The following is a 20516-nucleotide window of genomic DNA, read 5'->3' on the forward strand; positions in this document are numbered from 1 at the left end:
AAGATTTTCAATGACACCGTATTTAGTCTGGAAGTTACGAGAATAATTACCATTGCGGTTGTTGCCAGAGTTTTTACCAGTAACTTCATATTTATCGTAATTTAGAAATTCGGTTAATTCAGACTTAAGCAATTTTTCGAGAAAATTTTTGATCAAATCATTAATCATGTCATCAAAATTCACTTGACCATTGTTGGGTTTTTCAGGTATACTTTTCATGAGGAGTCCTCCTAGTGGTTTGATTTTTTATTTTCGTCGATAAATATATTCAACCACTTAAAGAAGGATTCCTCTTTTTTTATTTTAAAAAAATATCGATATTTAATTTACACAACTTATTGTACATTACTATCTATGCAGGAGGTGATTGTTAAGCAAATAATAATCTTTGGCAATTTTAATTAAAAAAACTAGGGGGCAAAAAATGAAAAAATCATTAGTATATTTAGCAGTCGGGATGTTAATCTTTACTATATGTCTGGGAAGCAGCCTTATAACTAATCAAGCAAAAGCAGCAGAAGAATACAAAATTTCTGTTGTATTGAAAGCTTTAAATAGTGATTATTGGAAATCAGTTAAGGCAGGTGCAGAAGCAGCAGCAGAAAAATATGGAGTTAATTTATCAGTAATTGGGCCAAACAATGAAACACAGGTTATTCAGCAAATAAATCTTCTGGAAGATCAGTTAGTTAAAGGAGTACAGGGATTAGTTGTTGCACCTTTAAGACCACAAGCAGCTAAAACTGTACTAGAAAAAGCTGTTAGTAGAGATATTGCGGTTATTACAATTGATACTGATGCAGATTTTGAAGGTAAAACTTCTTTTGCTGGTACAGGTAATTTCCAGGCAGCTGAAAAAGCAGGCAAATATTTTGCTGATATTTTAGCGGGCCAGGGTAAAGTGGCCATTATTAGAGGGGCTGCTGGGGACTATATTCATGATCAACGGGTCGATGGTTTTATGCAGGGAATTGAAGGGACAGCAGTTGAAGTAGTTAGTGTTCAACCAGCTGATAGTTCTCGTGGTAAAGCAGTTAATGTAATGCAGAACATAATTCAGAGTTATCCAGATGTTAATGCTGTTTATGCTACAAATGATGAAATGGCTCTGGGAGCAGAAAGAGCACTAAAAAGTGCTAATCAAGCAGGTGTAAAAGTAATGGGATTTGATGGTTCACCAGATGCACTTAAGTCTATTCGAAATGGAGAATTAACAGCAACTGTTAAACAAGACTCATATGGAATTGGTTATACAGGAGTTGAATTAATGGTTAAACATTTAGCAGGAGAAACTGTTGCTAGTGAAGTACCTGTACCTACTTTTATCATTGATCAAAACAATGTAGATGCAAGTATTAGAGATTTAACAAAAGCATTTAGCCGGGATCGTTTAGAAGTATTATTTGGTGAAGATGTTATAGCAGAAGTTTTTGCTGAATAGGAAAAGATACTACTCATCCTTTCTTAATATTAAGAAAGGATGAGTATCTATAGGAGGTTTAATGATGGGAGAAATTTTTTTAAAGATGGAAAAAGTGACCAAGATTTTTCCGGGAGTTAAAGCCCTCGATGAAATAAATTTGGAAGTTGAAACAGGGGAAATCCATGTCTTACTGGGAGAAAATGGCGCGGGTAAATCAACTTTAATTAAAATTTTGACAGGGCTATATCAACCAGATGGAGGTTCTATTTATATCAAGGGAGATGCAGTAAAAAGCAATAGTCCTCAACAGGCTCTAGCAGCTGGTATAGTACCGATTTATCAAGAATTAAATTTAATTCAGGAGCTGGATGTTACAGAAAATATTTTTATGGGAAGAGAAATAAAAAAGATAGAAAGATTTGGAATTTTAGATCGCGAAAAAATGGAGAATAGAACAAAAGAGATTTTAACAGAATTAAATCAGAATATTAGTCCAACAGCTTTAATTCAAGACCTGGGAGTTGGAAAACAGCAGATGGTCGAAATCGGTAAAGCGCTTTCTGTTGATGTTAATTTATTAATTTTAGATGAGCCAACTTCTGCTCTTGGCAAAGATGAAGTAAAAGAACTTTTTCGGACAATGCGCCATTTGAAAGAAAAAGGAGTAACCATAATTTTTATTTCTCATAAACTAGATGAGGTGAAAGAAATTGGGGATAGAGTGACTGTTCTGCGTGATGGTAAATATATTTCTACTAAAAATATCGCAGATGTAAGTGAGGATGATCTAGTGAGAGAAATGGTAGGTAGAGATATTAAAAATCAATTTCCAAAAGTAAAGATAGAAAAGGGTGCAGAAGCACTTCGGGTTAAAAATCTTTCGCGAGCTGGTGTAGTCAATAATGTTTCACTTCGGGCTTATCGGGGCAAAGTACTTGGCATTGCTGGTTTAGTTGGCTCGGGTAGGACAGAATTAGTACGTACTATAATTGGAGCTGATCGTAAAGATAGTGGAGAAATTTATATTCATGGCCAGAAAGTAGAGATTAATCATCCTAAAGATGCTTTAAAATATGGTATGGTATTGCTGACAGAAGATAGAAAAAACCAGGGTCTATTTCTTGATCAAACAGTAGAATTTAATTGTACTTCTGCCAATTTAAATAAATATAAACAGAATGTTTTGCTTGATCTAACAAGGCAGAAAGAAGATACAGTAGGCTTAATCCGCAGCTTACAGATTAAAACTCCCAGTACTCAAACAAAAGTTAAGCAGTTAAGTGGTGGCAACCAGCAAAAGGTTGTTATTGGTAAATGGCTTAATACAGAAGCAGATATTTTTATCTTTGACGAACCTACCCGGGGCATTGATGTAGGAGCTAAGGTTGAAGTCTATAATGTAATTAATGAATTAACAAATCGTGGTGTAGCAGTAATTATGGTATCTTCAGAGCTACCAGAAATTTTGGGTATCAGTGATCATATTTTAGTAATTAGTGAAGGTAAAGTTACTGCCGAGTTTGAGGCAGAAGAAGCTACTCAGGAGAAAATTATGAGTGCAGCTACTATAAATGGAGGGATTAACAATGCAGTCTAAAGAAGCTGTAGGAATAAATATTAGCGGTGGAACAACGAATTGGAGAAAACTTTTATTTGATAAATTGGGTTCTTTATTAGGATTAATTGTTTTAATGATTATACTTACTTTTGCTTCTCCGTACTTTTTAACAGTTAATAATCTAACCAATGTTTTGCAGCAAGCTTCAATCAATGCTCTGGTTGCTTCAGGTATGCTGCTGGCAATTTTAACTGCAGGAATAGACCTTTCGGTTGGTTCGGTGCTGGCATTATCAATTTCAGTTAGTGGAATAGTAATTATTAACTTTGGTTTAAATCCAGTTTTAGGTATTTTGGCCTGTTTATTTGTGGGTGGAACAGCTGGTATGACTAATGGACTTCTATTAACCAAATTAAGACTCCCTCATCCTTTTATTGCAACTTTGGGTATGATGAATGTGGCGCGTGGTTTAGCGTTAATAATTACTGGCGCTTCGCCAGTATCAGGATTTCCAGATTGGATTCAATTTATTGGTTCAGGTTACATAGGCCCAATTCCATTTAGCTTTATTTTAGTTATTGTTGCTGTAATTATTTTTCACTATTTTTTAAATAGAACTACTCTGGGGCGCCATATTTATGCAGTAGGAGGAAATATAGAAGCCGCCCGTTTATCAGGAATTGATACAGATAGAGTATTAACCTGGGTTTATACAATTAGCGGTTTTATGGCTGCCATGGGTGGCATTGTTTTGATGGGAAAAGTAAATGCAGCTTATCCTTTAGCTGGTTTATCATATGAACTTGATGCAATTGCAGCAGTTATTATTGGTGGAGCGAGCTTTCTTGGTGGAGTAGGTACCATCTGGGGAACTTTAATTGGAGCAATGATTATTGCCGTAATTCGCAATGGTCTTAATCTGCTTGGAGTATCACCTGATTTACAAACAGTAGTCATTGGTGCAGTTATTATAGGTGCTGTATATATTGATGTTTTAAGAAGACAGAAAAAATAAAACAAGTTTAAGTAATAATTTTTGACCAGGGAGGTTATTAAGATGAATCCGATTAAGTTTGATCACAGTAAGGAATATGATTTGATTGCTCTGGGAAGAGCTGCAGTAGATTTAAATGCCAATGAATTATATAGAACTCTGGAAGCTACAAAAACTTTTAGTAAGTATGTAGGAGGATCACCAGCAAATGTTGCAATTGGTATGGCCAGGTTAAATAAAAAAACAGGTTTTATTGGGCGGGTGGCCGATGATCAATTTGGCAACTATATTTTGCAGTATTTTGCTAGGGAGTCTATTGATACTTCCCAGATGCCAGTTGATATTTCAGGGTCAAAGACAGGCTTAACCTTTACAGAAATAAAGAGTAAAACAGAAAGCAGTATTTTAATGTATCGAAAAGAAGCTGTTGATCTTAAATTAGAAGCTGCTGATATTAAAGAAGAATATATAGCTAAGTCAAAAATATTATTAATCTCAGGAACAGCTCTAGCTGCTGAACCTTCTCGTCAGGCTGCTCTATTAGCAATAGAATATGCCAGGGCCAACAATGTCCGGGTAATTTTTGACATAGATTATCGCCCCTATTCCTGGCGAAATGATCTAGAAACTAGTATTTATTATACAATAGCAGCTGAAAGAAGTGATATTATTATTGGCTCACGCAGTGAGTTTGACTATATGGAAAACATATTTACTACAAAGCAGACCACAGATGCAGAAGTTGCTCAGCGCTGGTTTGATTATCATAGTAAATTAGTAGTTATTAAGCATGGGGCAGATGGATCAACTGCCTATACAGCTGCTGGAGAGAGTTTTGCTGTTAAAATTTTTCCAGTTGAGCTTTTAAAATCATTTGGGGGTGGTGATGCCTATGCTTCTGCTTTTATTTATGGTTTACTGGAAAATTGGGATGTAATAGATGCCCTCGAATTCGGTAGTGCATCGGCTTCAATGTTAGTTTCTGCTCACAGCTGTTCTGATGCTATGCCAACAGCAGCAGCTATTCATGAATTTATTAAAACTAAAAAAGAAGAATATGGTGAGCTTGTGGCTAGGGTTTAAGGAAGGAGTTTAACATGCTAATTAAAAACAAAATAAATCTAGAAACTGGATATAGCAGTATAACAGAAGTAGATGGCAAATATAGCACTATGTTAATGGATGTTGGAGTTTTGAAACTGAAGGCGGGGCAAAGCAAAGAAATTTTAGAGCCAGCTAAAGAAAGTGCGTATCTTTTACTAACAGGAAAGATCAGTTTAGCCTGGGAAAATAATCAGCAGGAGATAGAGAGGAATTCCTGTTTTGATGAAGAGCCAACTGTATTGCATGTTTCCCGTGAAACAAAAGTTAGAATAACTGCAGTAAGAGAATCTGAAATATTAATTCAGAAAACTAGAAATAAAAAAGATTTTGCAGCAGTATTTTATCTGCCGGGTGATTATCGAGTAGATACTTTTGGTGAAGGTTTAATGAACGGAACAGCAACCAGAATAGTTAGAACTGTTTTTGATTATGAAAATGCCCCATACTCTAATATGGTATTGGGTGAGTCACTGACTTATCCAGGAAAATGGTCTAGTTATCCACCACATACCCATGCTCAACCAGAAGTATACTATTATCGTTTCAATAAAGAGCAGGGTTTTGGCTGTGCTTTTGTTGGGGACCAAATTAATAAGGTAACTCACAATGACACAGTTACAATTCCTGGTGGACTTGCTCATCCTCAGACAGCTGCTCCAGGGTATGCAATGTATATTTGCTGGATGATCCGTCATTTAGAAGAAAATCCCTGGATTGATCGAGTAGATGAGCCAGAGCATAAATGGTTATATAATCCAGCAGCAAAAATTTGGCCGGCAGAATAAAATTAAGGAGTGAGAATGTGACTACTAAAATTAGGCTAACGGTTGCTCAGGCACTGATTAAGTTTCTGGATAATCAATATTTGGAGATAGATGGTCAAGAACATAAATTTGTCGAAGGTATTTTTACAATTTTTGGGCATGGGAATGTAGTGGGGCTTGGTCAAGCACTAGAAGAAGATTGTGGTGATTTAATTGTTCGTCAGGGTAGAAATGAACAGGGAATGGCCCATGCTGCAACTGCCTTTGCTAAACAAAATCTCAGGCAAAAAATTTATGCCTGTACTTCTTCAATTGGTCCGGGTGCAGCTAATATGGTAACAGCAGCTGGCACAGCTACGGCTAATAGAATTCCGTTGTTATTACTTCCTGGTGATACTTTTGCCTGCCGTCAGCCAGATCCTGTTTTGCAGCAGGTTGAGCATCCCTATAATTTAAACTTAACTACCAATGATGCTTTTAAAGCAGTTAGCAAATATTGGGATCGAGTCAGCAGACCTGAACAGCTAATGACAGCTGCAATTAATGCTATGCGTGTCCTAACTAATCCAGCTAAAACAGGTGCAGTTACTATAGCTTTACCACAGGATGTCCAGGGAGAAGCCTATGATTATCCAGCTGAATTTTTAGCTAAACGAGTCCATCATTTTAGAAGAACTCCTCTGTCAGAAGATAGTCTGAGCAGAGTAGTTAAACTAATTACTCAAAAGAAAAAACCTCTTCTGATCTGTGGAGGAGGCAGCAAATATTCTGGAGCAGGAACAGAACTAAAGAATTTTGCTGAAACATTTAATATACCATTTGCTGAAACTCAGGCTGGGAAAAGTACAGTTGTATTTGACCATCCACTTAATCTAGGTGGGATTGGTGTAACTGGTAATTCAGCTGCTAATAAAATTGCCAGTCAGGCAGATCTAATTATAGGTATTGGAACAAGATTTATGGATTTTACTACAGCATCAAAACGTTTGTTTCAAAATCCAGATGTAGACTTTGTTGCTCTAAACATTTGCGATTTTGATGCTTATAAGCTTGATGCAGTACCGCTGGTAGCTGATGCTAAGCTTGGTTTAATATCTCTACTTAATGCTTTAAAAAGTGTTAATTATAAATCAACTTATACAGATGAAATTGAAAAGGTTAAAGCTGAATGGAAGCAAGAAGTAGAGCGTTTATTTAAGCTTGAACCAGCAACAGCTAATTTTGAGCCCGAAATAGCTGGTCAGCTTGATAAACAGCTGGCAGAATATAGTAGTAAAATGGACAGTAATTTAACTCAGACTGCAGTCTTGGGAAAACTAGCTGAAATACTGGCTGATGATGCAATTGTAGTTGGCTCATCAGGTAGTTTACCAGGTGATCTTCAGCGGCTCTGGCGTCCTAAATTAGAGAATACTTATCATATGGAATATGGCTATTCCTGTATGGGTTATGAAATATCCGGTGCCTTAGGTGTTAAGCTGGCTGCTCCTGATCAGGAAGTTTATGCTTTAGTTGGTGATGGAAGTTATCTGATGCTGCACTCTGAATTGATTACCAGTCTGCAGGAGAGAGCCAAGATCAATATTATTTTATTTGATAATATTGGCTTTGGCTGTATAAATAATCTCCAGATGTCAAATGGAATGGGTAGTTTTGGAACAGAATTTCGTTATCGAAATTCCAGAACAGGTAAGTTGGATGGTGAACTATTAAAAATTGATTTTGCTGCCAGTGCAGCAGCTTATGGGGCAAAGACATTTAAAGTTCATACTCTAACTGATCTTGAGTCGGCACTAGCTGCAGCTAAACAATCCTCAATTTCTACTTTGATTGATATCAAAGTATTACCCAAAACAATGACACATGGTTATCAATCCTGGTGGAGAGTTGGTCTGGCAGAGGTTGCTACTAAAGCAGATATCAAAACAGCCAGCACCAAGCTGAAAACAGAACTCGAGCGAGCACGTCAGTATTAATTTAGCTTTAAAACTATTTTTAACAAAGTTAATTTACTTATATAAGGAGGCAATTAGTATGAAAATGGATTCTGAACAGGTAAAGTTAGGAATAGCTCCTATTGCCTGGACAAATGATGACCTACCAGAGTTAGGTAGAGAAAATACTTTTGAGCAATGTATAAGTGAGATGGCTCTGGCTGGTTTTACCGGAAGTGAAGTTGGTAATAAATATCCAACTGATCCTAAAGTTTTAGCAGAAAAATTAGAGCTGAGAGGGATTAAAATTTGTAATGCCTGGTTTAGCACTTTTTTTGCTAACAAGCCAGCAGCTGAAACTATTAAAAACTTTATTAAGCACCGTGATTTTTTGTCAGCAATGGGAGCTCAAGTAATTGGCTGTTCTGAACAGAGTGCCAGTATTCAGGGGCAGGATAAAGCAATCTTTACAGAAAAACCTGTTTTTACTGAAACAGAATGGCAAAAAATTGCTGCAGGTTATAACAAATTGGCTGATTTAGCAGCAGAAAAAAATATGAAAGTCTGTCTCCATCATCATATGGGAACTGGTATTCAGACTCCAGCAGAAATAGATAAATTTATGCAATTAACTAATGATAATGTTTATCTACTTTTTGATTCCGGACATATTTATTATTCAGAAGGCAGTCAGGCTGCAGTAGAAAATTTATTAAATAAATATATTAAACAAATTGTCCATGTTCACTTAAAAGATGTTAGACCAGAAATAGTCGCCAGAGTAAGGGCAGAAGATTTAAGCTTTTTGACTGGAGTTAAAATGGGAACTTTTACAATTCCCGGTGATGGTGTGATTAAATTTGAACCGTTATTTAAAATTTTAGCTGAGGCTAATTATCAGGGCTGGATGGTAGTTGAAGCCGAGCAGGATCCTGCTCTGGCTAATCCTTTTGCCTATGCAGTTCAGGCACGTAAATTTATCGCTGAAAAAACTGGTCTTTAATAAGTTTATTAAAAAATGAAACCTTGTTCTGAGAGGATGATGAAAATGATTAAGTTAGGAATTATTGGAGCTGGCAGAATTGGCCGGGTCCATACCGAGAGTATAAGTAATTATGTACCAAACGCAGAAATAAAGGCAATTGCCGATCCTTTCTTTGCTGAAAAGGGTAAAAAATGGGCAGCTGAAATGGGGATTGAGAATATTTATCTTGATTATCATAAAATTTTAAATGACTCAGAGATTGAAGCTGTTCTAATTTGTTCTTCTACTGATACACATGCTCAAATTTCAATTGAAGCAGCAAAAGCTGGCAAGAATATTTTTTGTGAAAAACCAATTGACCATGATCTTTCTAAAATTAAAGAAGTACTGGCTGCAGTAAAGAAAGCGGGAGTTAAATTTCAGGTTGGTTTTAATCGCCGCTTTGATCATAATTTTAAAGCGGTTAAAGAAGCTGTTTTAGCTGGCAAAATAGGTGATCCTCATATTATTAATATTACTTCTCGTGATCCAGAGGCACCTCCAGTAGAATATGTAAAAGTTTCTGGTGGTATTTTTCTTGATATGACAATCCATGATTTTGATATGGTTCGTTATTTGTCGGGAAGTGAGGTAGAAGAAGTTTATGCTGCGGGAGCAGTATTAGTAGATCCAGCAATAGGTAAAGTAGGTGATATTGATACAGCAATTATTACAATGAAATTAAAAAATGGTGCTTTAGCTGTAATTGATAATAGTAGAGAAGCTGCTTATGGTTATGATCAGCGAGCTGAAGTTTTTGGTTCTAAAGGAGCAGTACGAGTCGAAAATGATAGTCAGTCAACCGCTGTATTAAGTACAGCTGACGGGGTAGCAGCTGAAAAACCCTTATATTTTTTTCTGGAAAGATATCTGCAATCTTTTGCTGATGAAATTAAAGAATTTGTTCTGGCTGTTGAGAAAGATCTAGCTGTACCAGTTAATGGAGAAGATGGTTTAAAGCCTGTCTTAATTGGTCTGGCAGCAGCGAAATCTTTAAAAGAGAATCGACCTGTTAAATTAAGTGAAATAAAATAAGTAGATTTATTATTAAAATGATTTACAGTTTATTAAAAGCTAAGTACAGCTAGTTTGTTTGTACTTAGCTTAAAATAAATTTTTCTTAAACTAGATTTTTGTGGCTGAGCCTGATAAAATTATATTAAGTGGTCAGATTTTTCATTAAAATCTAAAAATAGCTGCTCAAACTAGAAGGAGGAAAAAAATGATAAAAGACAAAGAAAGAATTGAGAAAAAAGTAACAGGTATTCTGGAAAAAGGCTATGAAGCTCATTATATGTTAAGAAAAGTATTGCAAGATGATACCCTATTTTTAGAAAACAAGGATATTATTGATGTAATATTTATTCAGCGAGAAAATATGGATTCAGCTGATTTTAAGCCAAAAGCAATTAGTCCAGCTAAATTGCTCATCGCAACTAATTATGGTATTTTATTTATGGAAGAAGGATTTAAGGAAATTAGTGATAATTATCTTGGCTATAAGTTGAAGCGGATTTATTATAATAAAATTGATAGTGTTGAATTAGATATTTGTCTGCTCAATGGTAAATTTAGAGTAATAACTGGTGGTCAGGAGAATTTTGTAGTTGAGTTCAATACCACAGATTATTATCAGCAGTTTGAAGAATTTATCAAGATAATTCATGATAATATTATTGAGGGTAAATGTTAACTAAATAAAAAAGATTTAGATTGCTGCATAAATTATATAACTTAAAACTATTAACTTCTAGTTTTAAGTTATATAATTTAATTAGTAATATTTTTATTAAAACTACAGGTGGTGGCAAAATGGGCGTTACAATCAAAGATATAGCTAAGGAGATTGGAGTTTCTTATGCTACAGTTTCAAGAGCATTAAATGATCATCCTGATGTTAATGATGATACTAAAAAAAAGGTGCTGAGAATTTCAAAAGAGATGGGTTATAAACCAAATGATATTGCACGAGGTTTAGTTAGACAGGAGACAAATACAATTGGTCTTCTGATACCAGATATCACAAATCCGTTTTATCCTCAAGTAGCTAGAGGAGTGGAAGAAGCAGCAGCTGCAGCAGGTTATAATGTTTTTTTATGTAATACTAATTGGAATAAGGAACGTGAAAAGCATTATATAGATGCTTTACTGCAGAAACAGGTTGATGGTTTGATAATGACACCAAGTTCAGAAGAGTTAGAACATTTAACTGCTGTTTTAAAGTCAAGAGTGGAAACCGTTTTTGTAAGTTCTTTTATTAAACATGCTGATTTTACTTCAGTTATTGTTGATAATGTAAGAGGAGCAGAAATGGCAGTAGAATATTTAATCGAAAAAGGACATCAAAATATTGGCTTTATTGGAGCAGGTGAGGGCAGATTTGCTAATAAAGAAAGGCTTAAAGGTTATAAACAGGCGCTTGAAAATCATGGACTTGAAGTTAAAGCAGAAAATGTTAGAGATCAGCAGGGATCTTACAAAAGAAAAAGTGGTTATTTCTTGATGAATGAACTTTTAAAATTACCAGAAACTCCTACTGCTATCTTTTGTTATAATGATCTGCTAGCTCTGGGGGCTATCCAGGCTATTAAAGAAAATGGTCGAGAAGTTCCGCAGGATATAGCTGTAATTGGTTTTGATGATATCTCATTTGCATCTTTACCGGAAATTCAGCTGACAACGGTTTCTCAGCCCAAATATGATATGGGGAAAATAGCTCTTGAAACATTAGTTGATAAAATAAAAACTAAATCTAAACAAGCTGTAAATAGAAGAATTATTCTGGATCCCAGTTTGATAATTCGTCAAACAAGTTAAACAGCTAAAAATAGAAGACGAAATTATCAAAAATGTTTGACAAATCAAAATTATTAATTTATAATACAAATATAGTTAGTAATCTAGATTATAAAAATTTTTAATAGTTTTTGTAAACGTTTGCTATATAATTGCCTTTTTAGCTATTATTAAGCTGTTTATTTAAATTATTATTTTATATGATATCTTAAACAGTTATTTATATTGATTACATAATAAGCAATAAATTAATTATTGCTAATATTTTTTAATTTTATTGTAAACGTTTGAAAAATATCTAATCATTATTTAATTGTTGAAAAAATTTATTTTTTAATTTGAATTAAATTTGATTATCTCGGGAGGTAGGTTATGGAAATTGAAAAATCGGAAGCAAAATTAACAGCTATTCGAGAAAAAATAGAATTGGGAGGTGGGCAGTTAAGAATAGATAGACAGCATAAAAAAGGTAAAATGACAGCCCGGGAAAGGATTAATTATTTACTGGATCAGGATTCTTTTAATGAACTTAATCCTTTTATAAAGAATAGGAGTACTACATTAGGAATGTCAGATAAGCAAGTCCCAGGCGAAGGAGTTGTAGCTGGTTATGGTACAATCAATCAGCGGTTAGTTTATCTTTATGCACAAGATTTTACAGTAATGGGGGGATCTGTCGGAGAAGCACATGCCCAAAAAATTCAGGTTGTAATGGATTTAGCCCTGGCTAATAGGGCGCCTCTAATTGGTCTTAATGATTCAGGTGGAGCAAGAATTAATGAAGGAATTGATGCTTTAAATGGTTATGGAGAAATATTTTATCGGAATACTAAAGCTTCAGGAATAATACCACAAATTTCTGCTATTTTAGGTCCCTGTGCTGGGGGAGCAGTTTATTCACCGGCTATTACTGATTTTATTTTTATGGTTGATCAAACAAGTAAAATGTTTATTACTGGCCCGGAAGTTATTAAATCAGTAACAGGTGAGACTGTCTCAGGAGAAGAATTAGGTGGAGCAGCAACTCATAATCAATTGAGTGGAGTTGCCCACTTTAGAGAAAAAGACGAAAAATCAGTTCTAGATAAAATTCGTTTATTACTCAGCTATTTGCCGGATAATTGTCAGGAAAAGCCTGATCAAATACAATTAAAAGATCAAGCTGGACGCAGCACAGAAAAATTGAAAGAAATAGTTAAGGCTAATTCCAAACAAGCTTATGATGTTAAAAAAGTTATTGAGATTATAGTAGATAAAAATAGTTTTCTGGAAGTCCAGGCCGAATTTGCCCCCAATGCAGTAATTGGATTTGCCAGATTAAATGGGAGAAGTATAGGAATTGTGGCCAATCAACCTAAATATCTGGCAGGATGTCTTAACATTAATGCTTCCACAAAACTAGCTCGTTTTATTAGATTTCTGGACAGTTTTAATATTCCAATTATTAGCTTAGTTGACGTGCCAGGCTATTTACCCGGCACAGAACAGGAATTAGGTGGAGTTATTAGACACGGAGCCAAAGTTCTTTATGCTTATTCAGAAGCAACTGTTCCTAAAATAACTTTAATTATGCGGAAAGCTTATGGAGGAGCTTATATAGCAATGGGGAGTCGGTCTGTAAGAGCAGATTTGGTTTATGCCTGGCCAATAGCTGAAATTGCAGTAATGGGACCAGAAGGAGCGGCTAATATTATTTATCGTAAAGAAATAGCTTCTGTTGAAAATTCAGCAGAAGTAAGACAGCAGAAAATTGCTGAATATAAAGATAAATTTGCTAATCCTTATCTAGCAGCTGAAAGAGGAATGGTTAATGATATTATTAAGATAGCTGCCACAAGAGCAAAGTTAATTAATGGTCTGGAAATACTGGTTAATAAGAATTTGCATAATAATCAGCAAAGGCATGGTAATATTCCACTTTAATAATAAATTAGATTTTTATGCAGAGTAACTATTTAGGCTTATTAATATAAATAAAGTCGAATTATAGTTATTTACCATAAGTTTATAAAGCAGGTGAGTTTATGAATAATTATCGATTAGGTTTTGAATTGCTAGTTATTGGAATGGGAACAGTTTTTATTTCTCTTTATTTGCTTTCTGTATTCCTTTATTTTAGCGGAAAATTTTTTGGTACAGAAGCTAAAAAGAAAACAGCTAATTCCGGGCCAGAAAAACAGCAATTAAATAGTAGTAGACTGGCAGAAAAGCCTCAAATTAGTCGACAAAAAGTGGCTGCTATTACAGCAGCAGTAGCTGAAATACAGGGAGAAAAAGAATTTAAAGTTATTTCAATTAGGCCGAAAAGCTAAAACTAGATCAGTCAGGAGATGATTAAATGGCTAAGAATTATAGGGTTGAAATTTCGGGAGAAGAGTTTATTGTTAAAATTGAAGAGATTAAACAGAACAACAATGAGGCAACTAAAATAGCTCCAGTTCAGACTATTGAATCTGGACAGAATAGAGTGATTAATAAAAAAAAGCAAACTTTTACGTCAGGAAAGTCGGTTGATAAATCAGGCAGCAGCATAGTTGCCCCAATGCCAGGCAGTATATTAGAGATTAAAGCTAATGTAGGAGATAAAGTAGCGGCAGGAGAGGCTTTAATTATTCTAGAAGCTATGAAAATGGAAAATGAAGTTACAGCTGACCAGGGAGGAATTATTAAAGCAGTTAAAGTAGCTGTTGGAGATAGTGTTGAAGCAGATGATTTATTAATTGAGTTGGAGTAGGGGGGCAAAATAATGTTCACTAAGATTTTGTTATTTGTAAAGTCAACTGGGTATTTAAACCTGGAACTTGGCCAGCTAATTATGTTAATTATTGCCCTTATTCTGCTTTATCTAGCGGTAGTTAAAAGATATGAACCTTTACTTTTAGTTCCAATTAGTTTTGGTATGCTTTTAGTTAATTTACCATTGGGAAGTTTAATGACAGCTGGTCATGATGGTCAGGTAGGGGGATTACTTTATTATCTTTATCAGGGAGTTAAGTTTGGAGTTTATCCACCTTTGATTTTTATGGGTGTAGGAGCCTGGACAGATTTTGGCCCGATGATTGCTCAGCCCAAAACTGCTCTCCTGGGAGCGGCAGCTCAATTTGGTATTTTTGCAACAATTTTTGGAGCACTGACTCTTGGTTTTAATCCAGCTGAAGCTGGAGCAGTTGGCATTATTGGTGGAGCTGATGGTCCAACAGCTATTTTTGCAGCCAGCCAATTAGCGCCTCATTTATTAGGACCAATAGCAGTAGCTGCCTATTCGTATATGGCACTTGTACCGATTATACAGCCGCCAATTATGAGATTTTTAACTACCCAAAAAGAGCGTCAAGTTAAAATGGAACAGCTGCGCAAGGTTAGTAAGAGGGAAAAAATAATTTTTCCCTTAGCAGTGACTCTATTAGGTGGTCTTCTTGTTCCATCTGCCTTACCACTGCTTGGCAGCTTAATGTTTGGTAATTTAATGCGTGAAATTGGGGTAGTTGATCGACTTTTAAAAACAAGTCAAAATGCTTTAATGAATATAGTAACTTTATTTTTGGGTTTAACAGTAGGAGCAACTGCCAGTGCAGAAGCTTTTTTAAATCCCCAAACAATTGGGATTTTAGTTTTAGGATTGATTGCTTTTGCTTTTGGAACAGCAACAGGAGTTTTATTGGGTAAAGTTATGTATAGATTTTCTGGGGGAAAAGTTAATCCTTTAATTGGGGCAGCAGGAGTTTCAGCAGTTCCTATGGCAGCAAGGGTAGTTCAAAAAGTTGGCCAGGAAGAAAACCCTGCTAATCACTTATTGATGCATGCAATGGGACCTAATTTTGCTGGAGTAATTGGTTCAGCAATAGCAGCAGGGACTTTAATTTCAATCTTAGATTAAACCGGTGATTATTAGATTCGAAACAAAAAATTAGCTAAAAATATTTAGAGATTAAGTTTTATTAATTTTTCTTTAAGTTAAAAACTAAAATTTAGTATCAAAGGAGAGGTAAAAATGGCAGAAAAAGCTCAAAAACAGATAGCAGAGATGGTTGGCAAAGCAAGGGCAGCAATGGCAGAGATTAAAGATTATAGTCAAGCTGAGATTGATGAACTTTGTCGGCAGCTGGCTCTGGCTTCTGTGCAGGAAAACACTGCTCAGGAAATTGCAGACTTAGCTGTAGAAGAAACGAAAATGGGTGAGAAAAATGATAAGAAAATGAAAATAACTAAAAAGGTTAGAGGGGCCTGGGCTGATATTAAAGATCAAAAATCAGTTGGTAAAATTTCTGAAAATAAAAAAACAGGAATTGTAAAGTTTGCTAAACCAGTTGGAGTAATTGGTGGTATAGTTCCCTGTACTAATCCTGAAGCAACTCCACCTGTCAAAGCATTATTTGCAATTAAAGGTAGAAATGCAGTAATTTTCTCTCCCCATCCCAGAAGCAAAAAAACTTCCACTTTAATGGTAAATGTTATGCGAAAAGCTCTGGAAAAAGCGGGTGCACCAGCAGATCTGCTACAAATTGTCGAAGAACCTTCTTTAGAATTAACAAATGAAATTATGAGACAGGTTGATTTAGTTGTTGCAACTGGAGGGGGTTCCATGGTTAAAGCAGCTTATTCTTCCGGAACTCCAGCTTATGGAGTGGGTCCTGGTAATGCATCTATTATAGTAGATGAAACTGCAGATATTGTAGATGCAGCAGAAAAAATAATGAAAGGAAAAACTTTTGATCATGGAACCAGCTGTTCAACTGAGAATTCACTAGTTGTAGAAGCAAGTATTTATGATCAATTAATGGCTGAGCTAGCTAAACGTGGAGGTTATTTAACCACTGCAGCTGAAAAAGAAAAGTTGACTGCAGCCTTTTTTGTTGAGGGATATCATTTAAATAAAGGTCTTATTTGTCGCCCGGCAAAAGTTATTGCAGATGCAGCTGGTCTAAAAACAGATCGGGAAGTTAAATTTTTAATTGTTGAAGAAGATGGAGTTGGCAAAGAACATCCTTATTCAGGAGAAAAGTTATCAGTTATTTTAACAGTATATAAATATAGTGGTTTTGAAAATGCGCTTGATCGAGTAGAGGAGATTCTTAACTTCCAGGGACTGGGCCATTCCTGTGGTATCCATTCTTTTAATGAAGAACATATTAATGCTTTAGGAGAAAGAGCTAATGTAAGTAGAATTATGGTTAGACAGTCACAAAGCTATGCAAATAGTGGTAATTGGGATAATGGTATGCCCTTTACTTTGAGTCTGGGTTGTGGAACCTGGGGTGGTAATATTACAACTGAAAATATTACTTTAAAACATTTTCTTAATGTTACCTGGTTAGCTAAACCAATAAAAGCTGAGCTACCTTCTGATTTAGAATTGTTTGGTGAAGAAGTAAAATAAGTTAAATAATTAAAATAAATAGTTTTAATATCTGCCGGAAGCTTCTGTAAGATAAGAGCTTCCGGTTTTTTAGATTTTAAAATATATTTATCTAGAGCTAGAACATAAGTTATTTAAATTATTTTCTAAATATTGAAAAATAGCTTGGGGAGAGGCAGGAATTATATTTTTAGTATACAATATATTCTTTAGTAGTACAGATCATTAATAACCAGCAGGTATTTGAGTACTTATTGGAAAAATAAAAAATAAAAGTTACCAAAAAGGAGATTTGATTGGTTCTGAAGGCGAGCTATAATTATAAAATGAACAGAATTTAGTTTATATTTAAACAAGTTTTAGTTTGACACAGTATAATTAGCTAAAAAATTGCAAAGGAGTAATATACATGTTTTTAAAAGAAGCTAAAATAACTAGATATTTAAAAGATTTAAAAGCTAATTTAAACCTGAGAGAAAAATCAATTCCTCAATTTACAGTTTATCCTGCTGAATTAACTAAAAAAACTATTCCTAATTTCGAAGATTTATCTGGTCAAGTATTTAAAATTGCTTCTAGCTGGGGTGGTAAAAATATTTGTCGTTGGTTCAGAACTGAAATAACAATACCGGTGCAGTGGAAAGATCAGGGTAATATTTATTTAGAGATTATACCTGGGGCTGGTCATTCTGGTAATCTAGCAGGAGCAGAATCTCTACTTTATCTTAACCGACAGCCAGTACAGGGGCTTGATCGAAATCATTTTTTACTTAAATTAAGTTCTCAAGATTTAAGCCAGAATAAACTTGAAATTTTAATTAAAGCTTTTAGCGGATTAGAAGCAGTTCAGCATAATTTTAAAGTAGCTAAAATAATTTGTCGTTCTAAAGAGGGAGAAGAATTTTATCAGCTTGCCAATACAACTTTCGCTGCTCTAAAAACTATGAATTCTAATAATGAACTAAAAGCTAAACTTTTGAATATTTTAAATCACTCAATTAATTTGACTGATTTTAGACAGCCTGGCTCGACAGCTTTTTTTGCTTCACTTGTGAAAGCTTTAGAATATCTGAGAGGGAGTTTAAAGGAATTAAAAGCAGCTGAAAGTAAAAGTCTACCTACTATTACTGCTGTTGGTCATTCTCATATTGATGTTGCCTGGCTGTGGCGACTGCTGCATACTAGAGAAAAGTGTGCCCGGACTTTTTCTACAGTTTTAAGATTAATGGATGAATACCCTGATTATACTTATTTACAGTCTACACCACAGCTTTATCAATTTATTAAGGAAGACTACCCAGAAATATATGCTAAAATAAAAGAGAAAATAGCCGCTGGACGCTGGGAAGTTACTGGCGGTATGTGGGTAGAGGCTGACTGTAATTTAAGCTCAGGGGAGTCTCTGGTTCGCCAATTTTTGCAGGGATATAATTTTATAAAAAAAGAATTTGGTGTTGACTGGAATATACTCTGGCTGCCAGATGTTTTTGGTTATTCATGGGCTTTACCTCAGCTGATAAAAAAAAGTGGCTTAAAATATTTTATGACAACTAAAATTAGCTGGAGCCAATTTAATCGTCCTGAATATGATACTTTTAGCTGGAGAGGTATAGATGGAACTGAAGTTTTGACTCACTTTATAACTACACCTGAGTTAGAACAGGAATCACCTTATTATACTTATAATGGAATTTTAAATCCAGAATCTGTAGCAGGTATCTGGTCTAATTATCGTCAGCAGGATATTAACAATAATTTATTACTTGCTTTCGGTTGGGGAGATGGTGGAGGTGGACCGACTAGAAAAATGATTGAATCCGGACTTAAAATGCAAGAAGTTCCTGGTCTGCCAACAATAAAATTTGGTCAGGCAGAATCATATTTTAAAAAATTAGCTGACCAGCTAGCAGATAAATCAGATTTACCAGTCTGGGATGGAGAATTATATTTAGAGTATCATCGGGGAACCTATACTTCTCAGGCAGAAATAAAGAAAAATAATCGCAAAGCAGAAATTGCTCTACATGATGCTGAATTATTTAATAGCTTTGCTTTCATAGCAGATTATTGTCCTTATCAACAGGAAATAATCAATAAAAGTTGGCAGACTGTACTAAAAAATCAATTTCATGATATTTTACCTGGTTCTTCGATTAAAGAAGTATATCAGGACAGCAGAGCTGAATTTGCAGCTGTTTTTGCTAATACAGATCAAGTATTAAAAAATAGTCTGCGGGAAATAGCAGCCAGAATTGCTGGCCCTGCTAAAAAGTTAGTTGTTTTTAATAGTTTAAACTGGGTGAGAAATGCTTATTTAACAGTTGGAGATCAAGAATATTTAATAAAAGATATACCAGCTAATGGTTATCTTGCTTTTACAATGGCTGCTGGGGAAATAAAAGATCCAGCTAATTATCCAGAACTGGAACCAGTAAAGACCAGATCAGCTAACAGATTTTTAAAAATTGCAGGAAACAGTTTTGAAAATAAATTTTATCGTCTTACAGCAAATCAGCTGGGTCAGCTCAGTTCTATTTATGATAAAGAATTTGAACGAGAACTAATTCCAGCTGGTCAAGTAGCAAATCATTTACAAGCTTTTGAAGACCGTCCACTGCAGTATAATGCCTGGGATATAGACATTTATTATCAAGAAAAAGAATATACAATTGATAAGTTAGAAAAAATGGAGGCAGCTATTAGAGGAGATAAGATCATAATTGATTTTAGCTGGAAATTTTTAGATTCTACAATTAATCAACAATTGCTGCTCTATGCTGATCAGCGGAGAATAGACTTTAAAACGGAAATTGACTGGCAACAGGAGCAAATATTGCTTAAAACAGCCTTTCCAGTTGATTTAAGGGCAACTTCAGCTGATTACGAAATTCAGTTTGGTAATGTTTCTCGGCCAACTCACTGGAATACGAGTTGGGATTATGCAAAATTCGAAACTGTAGGCCATAAATGGGCTGACCTTTCTGAGCGAGATTATGGAGTTAGTTTATTAAATGACTGTAAATATGGCTATGATATTAAAGATCAAGTGCTCCGCTTGACTTTGCTTAAATCTGGTGTTTATCCAGATCCAACAGCCGATCAAGGACAGCACAACTTTGTTTATAGCCTTTATCCTCACCCAGGAGATTGGTTTATCGGTAAAACTGTTCAGGCAGCCTATCAGCTGAATTATCCAATTAAAAAGGTAGTAACAACAGCTGCAGCTGGTCAGGCGGAAAGGAAAAAATCTTTTCTTGAACTTGAAACAGAAAGTACAATTATGGAAACAGTCAAGAAGGCTGAAAATAGTTCAGATATTATCTTAAGATTTTATGAATATGGTAATCGGCGGGATCAAGTTAAAGTAAAGTTTGATTTTGAATTCAAAGAGATTAGATTATGTAATCTAATTGAAACTGAACAAGGAGAAGTTCTCAAGCAGAATTCAAAAAACTTTACATTTATAATTAAACCTTATGAAATACTAACTTATCAAGTTAGTTTTTAATCAATAAAAATAATTTAGTTAAAAAAATAGCCCGGTAGGTTGGGGGTCCTCCGGG

At 34.9% G+C, this 20516-nt stretch carries 17 protein-coding genes; 16 read left to right on the forward strand and 1 reads right to left on the reverse strand.

The window, feature by feature from the left end:
* The coding region (locus tag BMZ74_RS10565; protein WP_177181427.1) for a transposase at positions 1-219 on the reverse strand (219 nt) is incomplete at its 3' end.
* A gap of 205 nt (positions 220-424) precedes the next feature.
* On the opposite strand from BMZ74_RS10565, the gene BMZ74_RS10570 reads away from it, so the two are divergent.
* The 16 genes from BMZ74_RS10570 (at position 425) to BMZ74_RS10645 (ending at position 20461) form a co-directional block, all read left to right on the forward strand.
* A complete protein-coding gene (locus tag BMZ74_RS10570; RefSeq protein ID WP_143070162.1) occupies positions 425-1441 on the forward strand; it encodes a sugar ABC transporter substrate-binding protein in 1017 nt (338 codons plus the stop codon).
* 64 nt (positions 1442-1505) lie between these two features.
* The gene (locus tag BMZ74_RS10575; RefSeq protein WP_089862200.1) at positions 1506-3020 is read left to right on the forward strand and encodes a sugar ABC transporter ATP-binding protein; all 1515 of its coding nucleotides are present in this window, start codon (positions 1506-1508) and stop codon (positions 3018-3020) included.
* A complete protein-coding gene (locus BMZ74_RS10580; protein ID WP_089862201.1) occupies positions 3010-3996 on the forward strand; it encodes an ABC transporter permease in 987 nt (328 codons plus the stop codon). Before BMZ74_RS10575 ends, BMZ74_RS10580 begins: the two co-directional genes overlap by 11 nt.
* Before the next feature lie 42 nt (positions 3997-4038).
* Positions 4039-5058, forward strand: coding sequence for a 5-dehydro-2-deoxygluconokinase (gene iolC / locus BMZ74_RS10585; protein ID WP_089862202.1), 1020 nt, complete (start codon positions 4039-4041; stop codon positions 5056-5058).
* 14 nt (positions 5059-5072) lie between these two features.
* Positions 5073-5864, forward strand: coding sequence for a 5-deoxy-glucuronate isomerase (locus BMZ74_RS10590; RefSeq protein WP_089862203.1), 792 nt, complete (start codon positions 5073-5075; stop codon positions 5862-5864).
* 17 nt (positions 5865-5881) lie between these two features.
* Positions 5882-7819 (forward strand): 3D-(3,5/4)-trihydroxycyclohexane-1,2-dione acylhydrolase (decyclizing), encoded by a 1938-nt coding sequence (iolD, locus tag BMZ74_RS10595; RefSeq protein WP_245750872.1) that lies wholly within the window; start codon positions 5882-5884, stop codon positions 7817-7819.
* A 64-nt stretch (positions 7820-7883) separates the two neighbouring features.
* Complete coding sequence (iolE, locus tag BMZ74_RS10600; protein WP_089862226.1) at positions 7884-8780, forward strand: myo-inosose-2 dehydratase; 897 nt, start codon at positions 7884-7886, stop codon at positions 8778-8780.
* A 45-nt stretch (positions 8781-8825) separates the two neighbouring features.
* Positions 8826-9836: an inositol 2-dehydrogenase gene (gene iolG, locus BMZ74_RS10605; protein ID WP_089862204.1), complete on the forward strand. Its 1011-nt coding sequence runs from the start codon at positions 8826-8828 to the stop codon at positions 9834-9836.
* 187 nt (positions 9837-10023) lie between these two features.
* A complete protein-coding gene (locus tag BMZ74_RS10610; RefSeq protein WP_089862205.1) occupies positions 10024-10494 on the forward strand; it encodes a PH domain-containing protein in 471 nt (156 codons plus the stop codon).
* Between the two features lie 119 nt (positions 10495-10613).
* Positions 10614-11618, forward strand: a complete 1005-nt coding sequence (locus BMZ74_RS10615; RefSeq protein WP_089862206.1) for a LacI family DNA-binding transcriptional regulator — start codon at positions 10614-10616, stop codon at positions 11616-11618.
* Between the two features lie 351 nt (positions 11619-11969).
* Complete coding sequence (locus BMZ74_RS10620) at positions 11970-13520, forward strand: acyl-CoA carboxylase subunit beta (protein ID WP_089862207.1); 1551 nt, start codon at positions 11970-11972, stop codon at positions 13518-13520.
* Between the two features lie 101 nt (positions 13521-13621).
* Positions 13622-13909, forward strand: coding sequence for an OadG family protein (locus tag BMZ74_RS10625; protein WP_089862208.1), 288 nt, complete (start codon positions 13622-13624; stop codon positions 13907-13909).
* 26 nt (positions 13910-13935) lie between these two features.
* The gene (locus BMZ74_RS10630; RefSeq protein ID WP_089862209.1) at positions 13936-14331 is read left to right on the forward strand and encodes a biotin/lipoyl-containing protein; all 396 of its coding nucleotides are present in this window, start codon (positions 13936-13938) and stop codon (positions 14329-14331) included.
* Positions 14332-14343: 12 nt separating this feature from the next.
* A complete protein-coding gene (locus BMZ74_RS10635; protein ID WP_089862210.1) occupies positions 14344-15474 on the forward strand; it encodes a sodium ion-translocating decarboxylase subunit beta in 1131 nt (376 codons plus the stop codon).
* 114 nt (positions 15475-15588) lie between these two features.
* Positions 15589-16974, forward strand: a complete 1386-nt coding sequence (locus BMZ74_RS10640; protein WP_089862211.1) for an aldehyde dehydrogenase family protein — start codon at positions 15589-15591, stop codon at positions 16972-16974.
* A 388-nt stretch (positions 16975-17362) separates the two neighbouring features.
* A complete protein-coding gene (locus BMZ74_RS10645) occupies positions 17363-20461 on the forward strand; it encodes an alpha-mannosidase (RefSeq protein ID WP_089862212.1) in 3099 nt (1032 codons plus the stop codon).
* Positions 20462-20516: the final 55 nt, after the last annotated feature.

The sequence above is a fragment of the Halanaerobium salsuginis genome (assembly GCF_900114545.1).
Classification (GTDB): domain Bacteria; phylum Bacillota; class Halanaerobiia; order Halanaerobiales; family Halanaerobiaceae; genus Halanaerobium; species Halanaerobium salsuginis.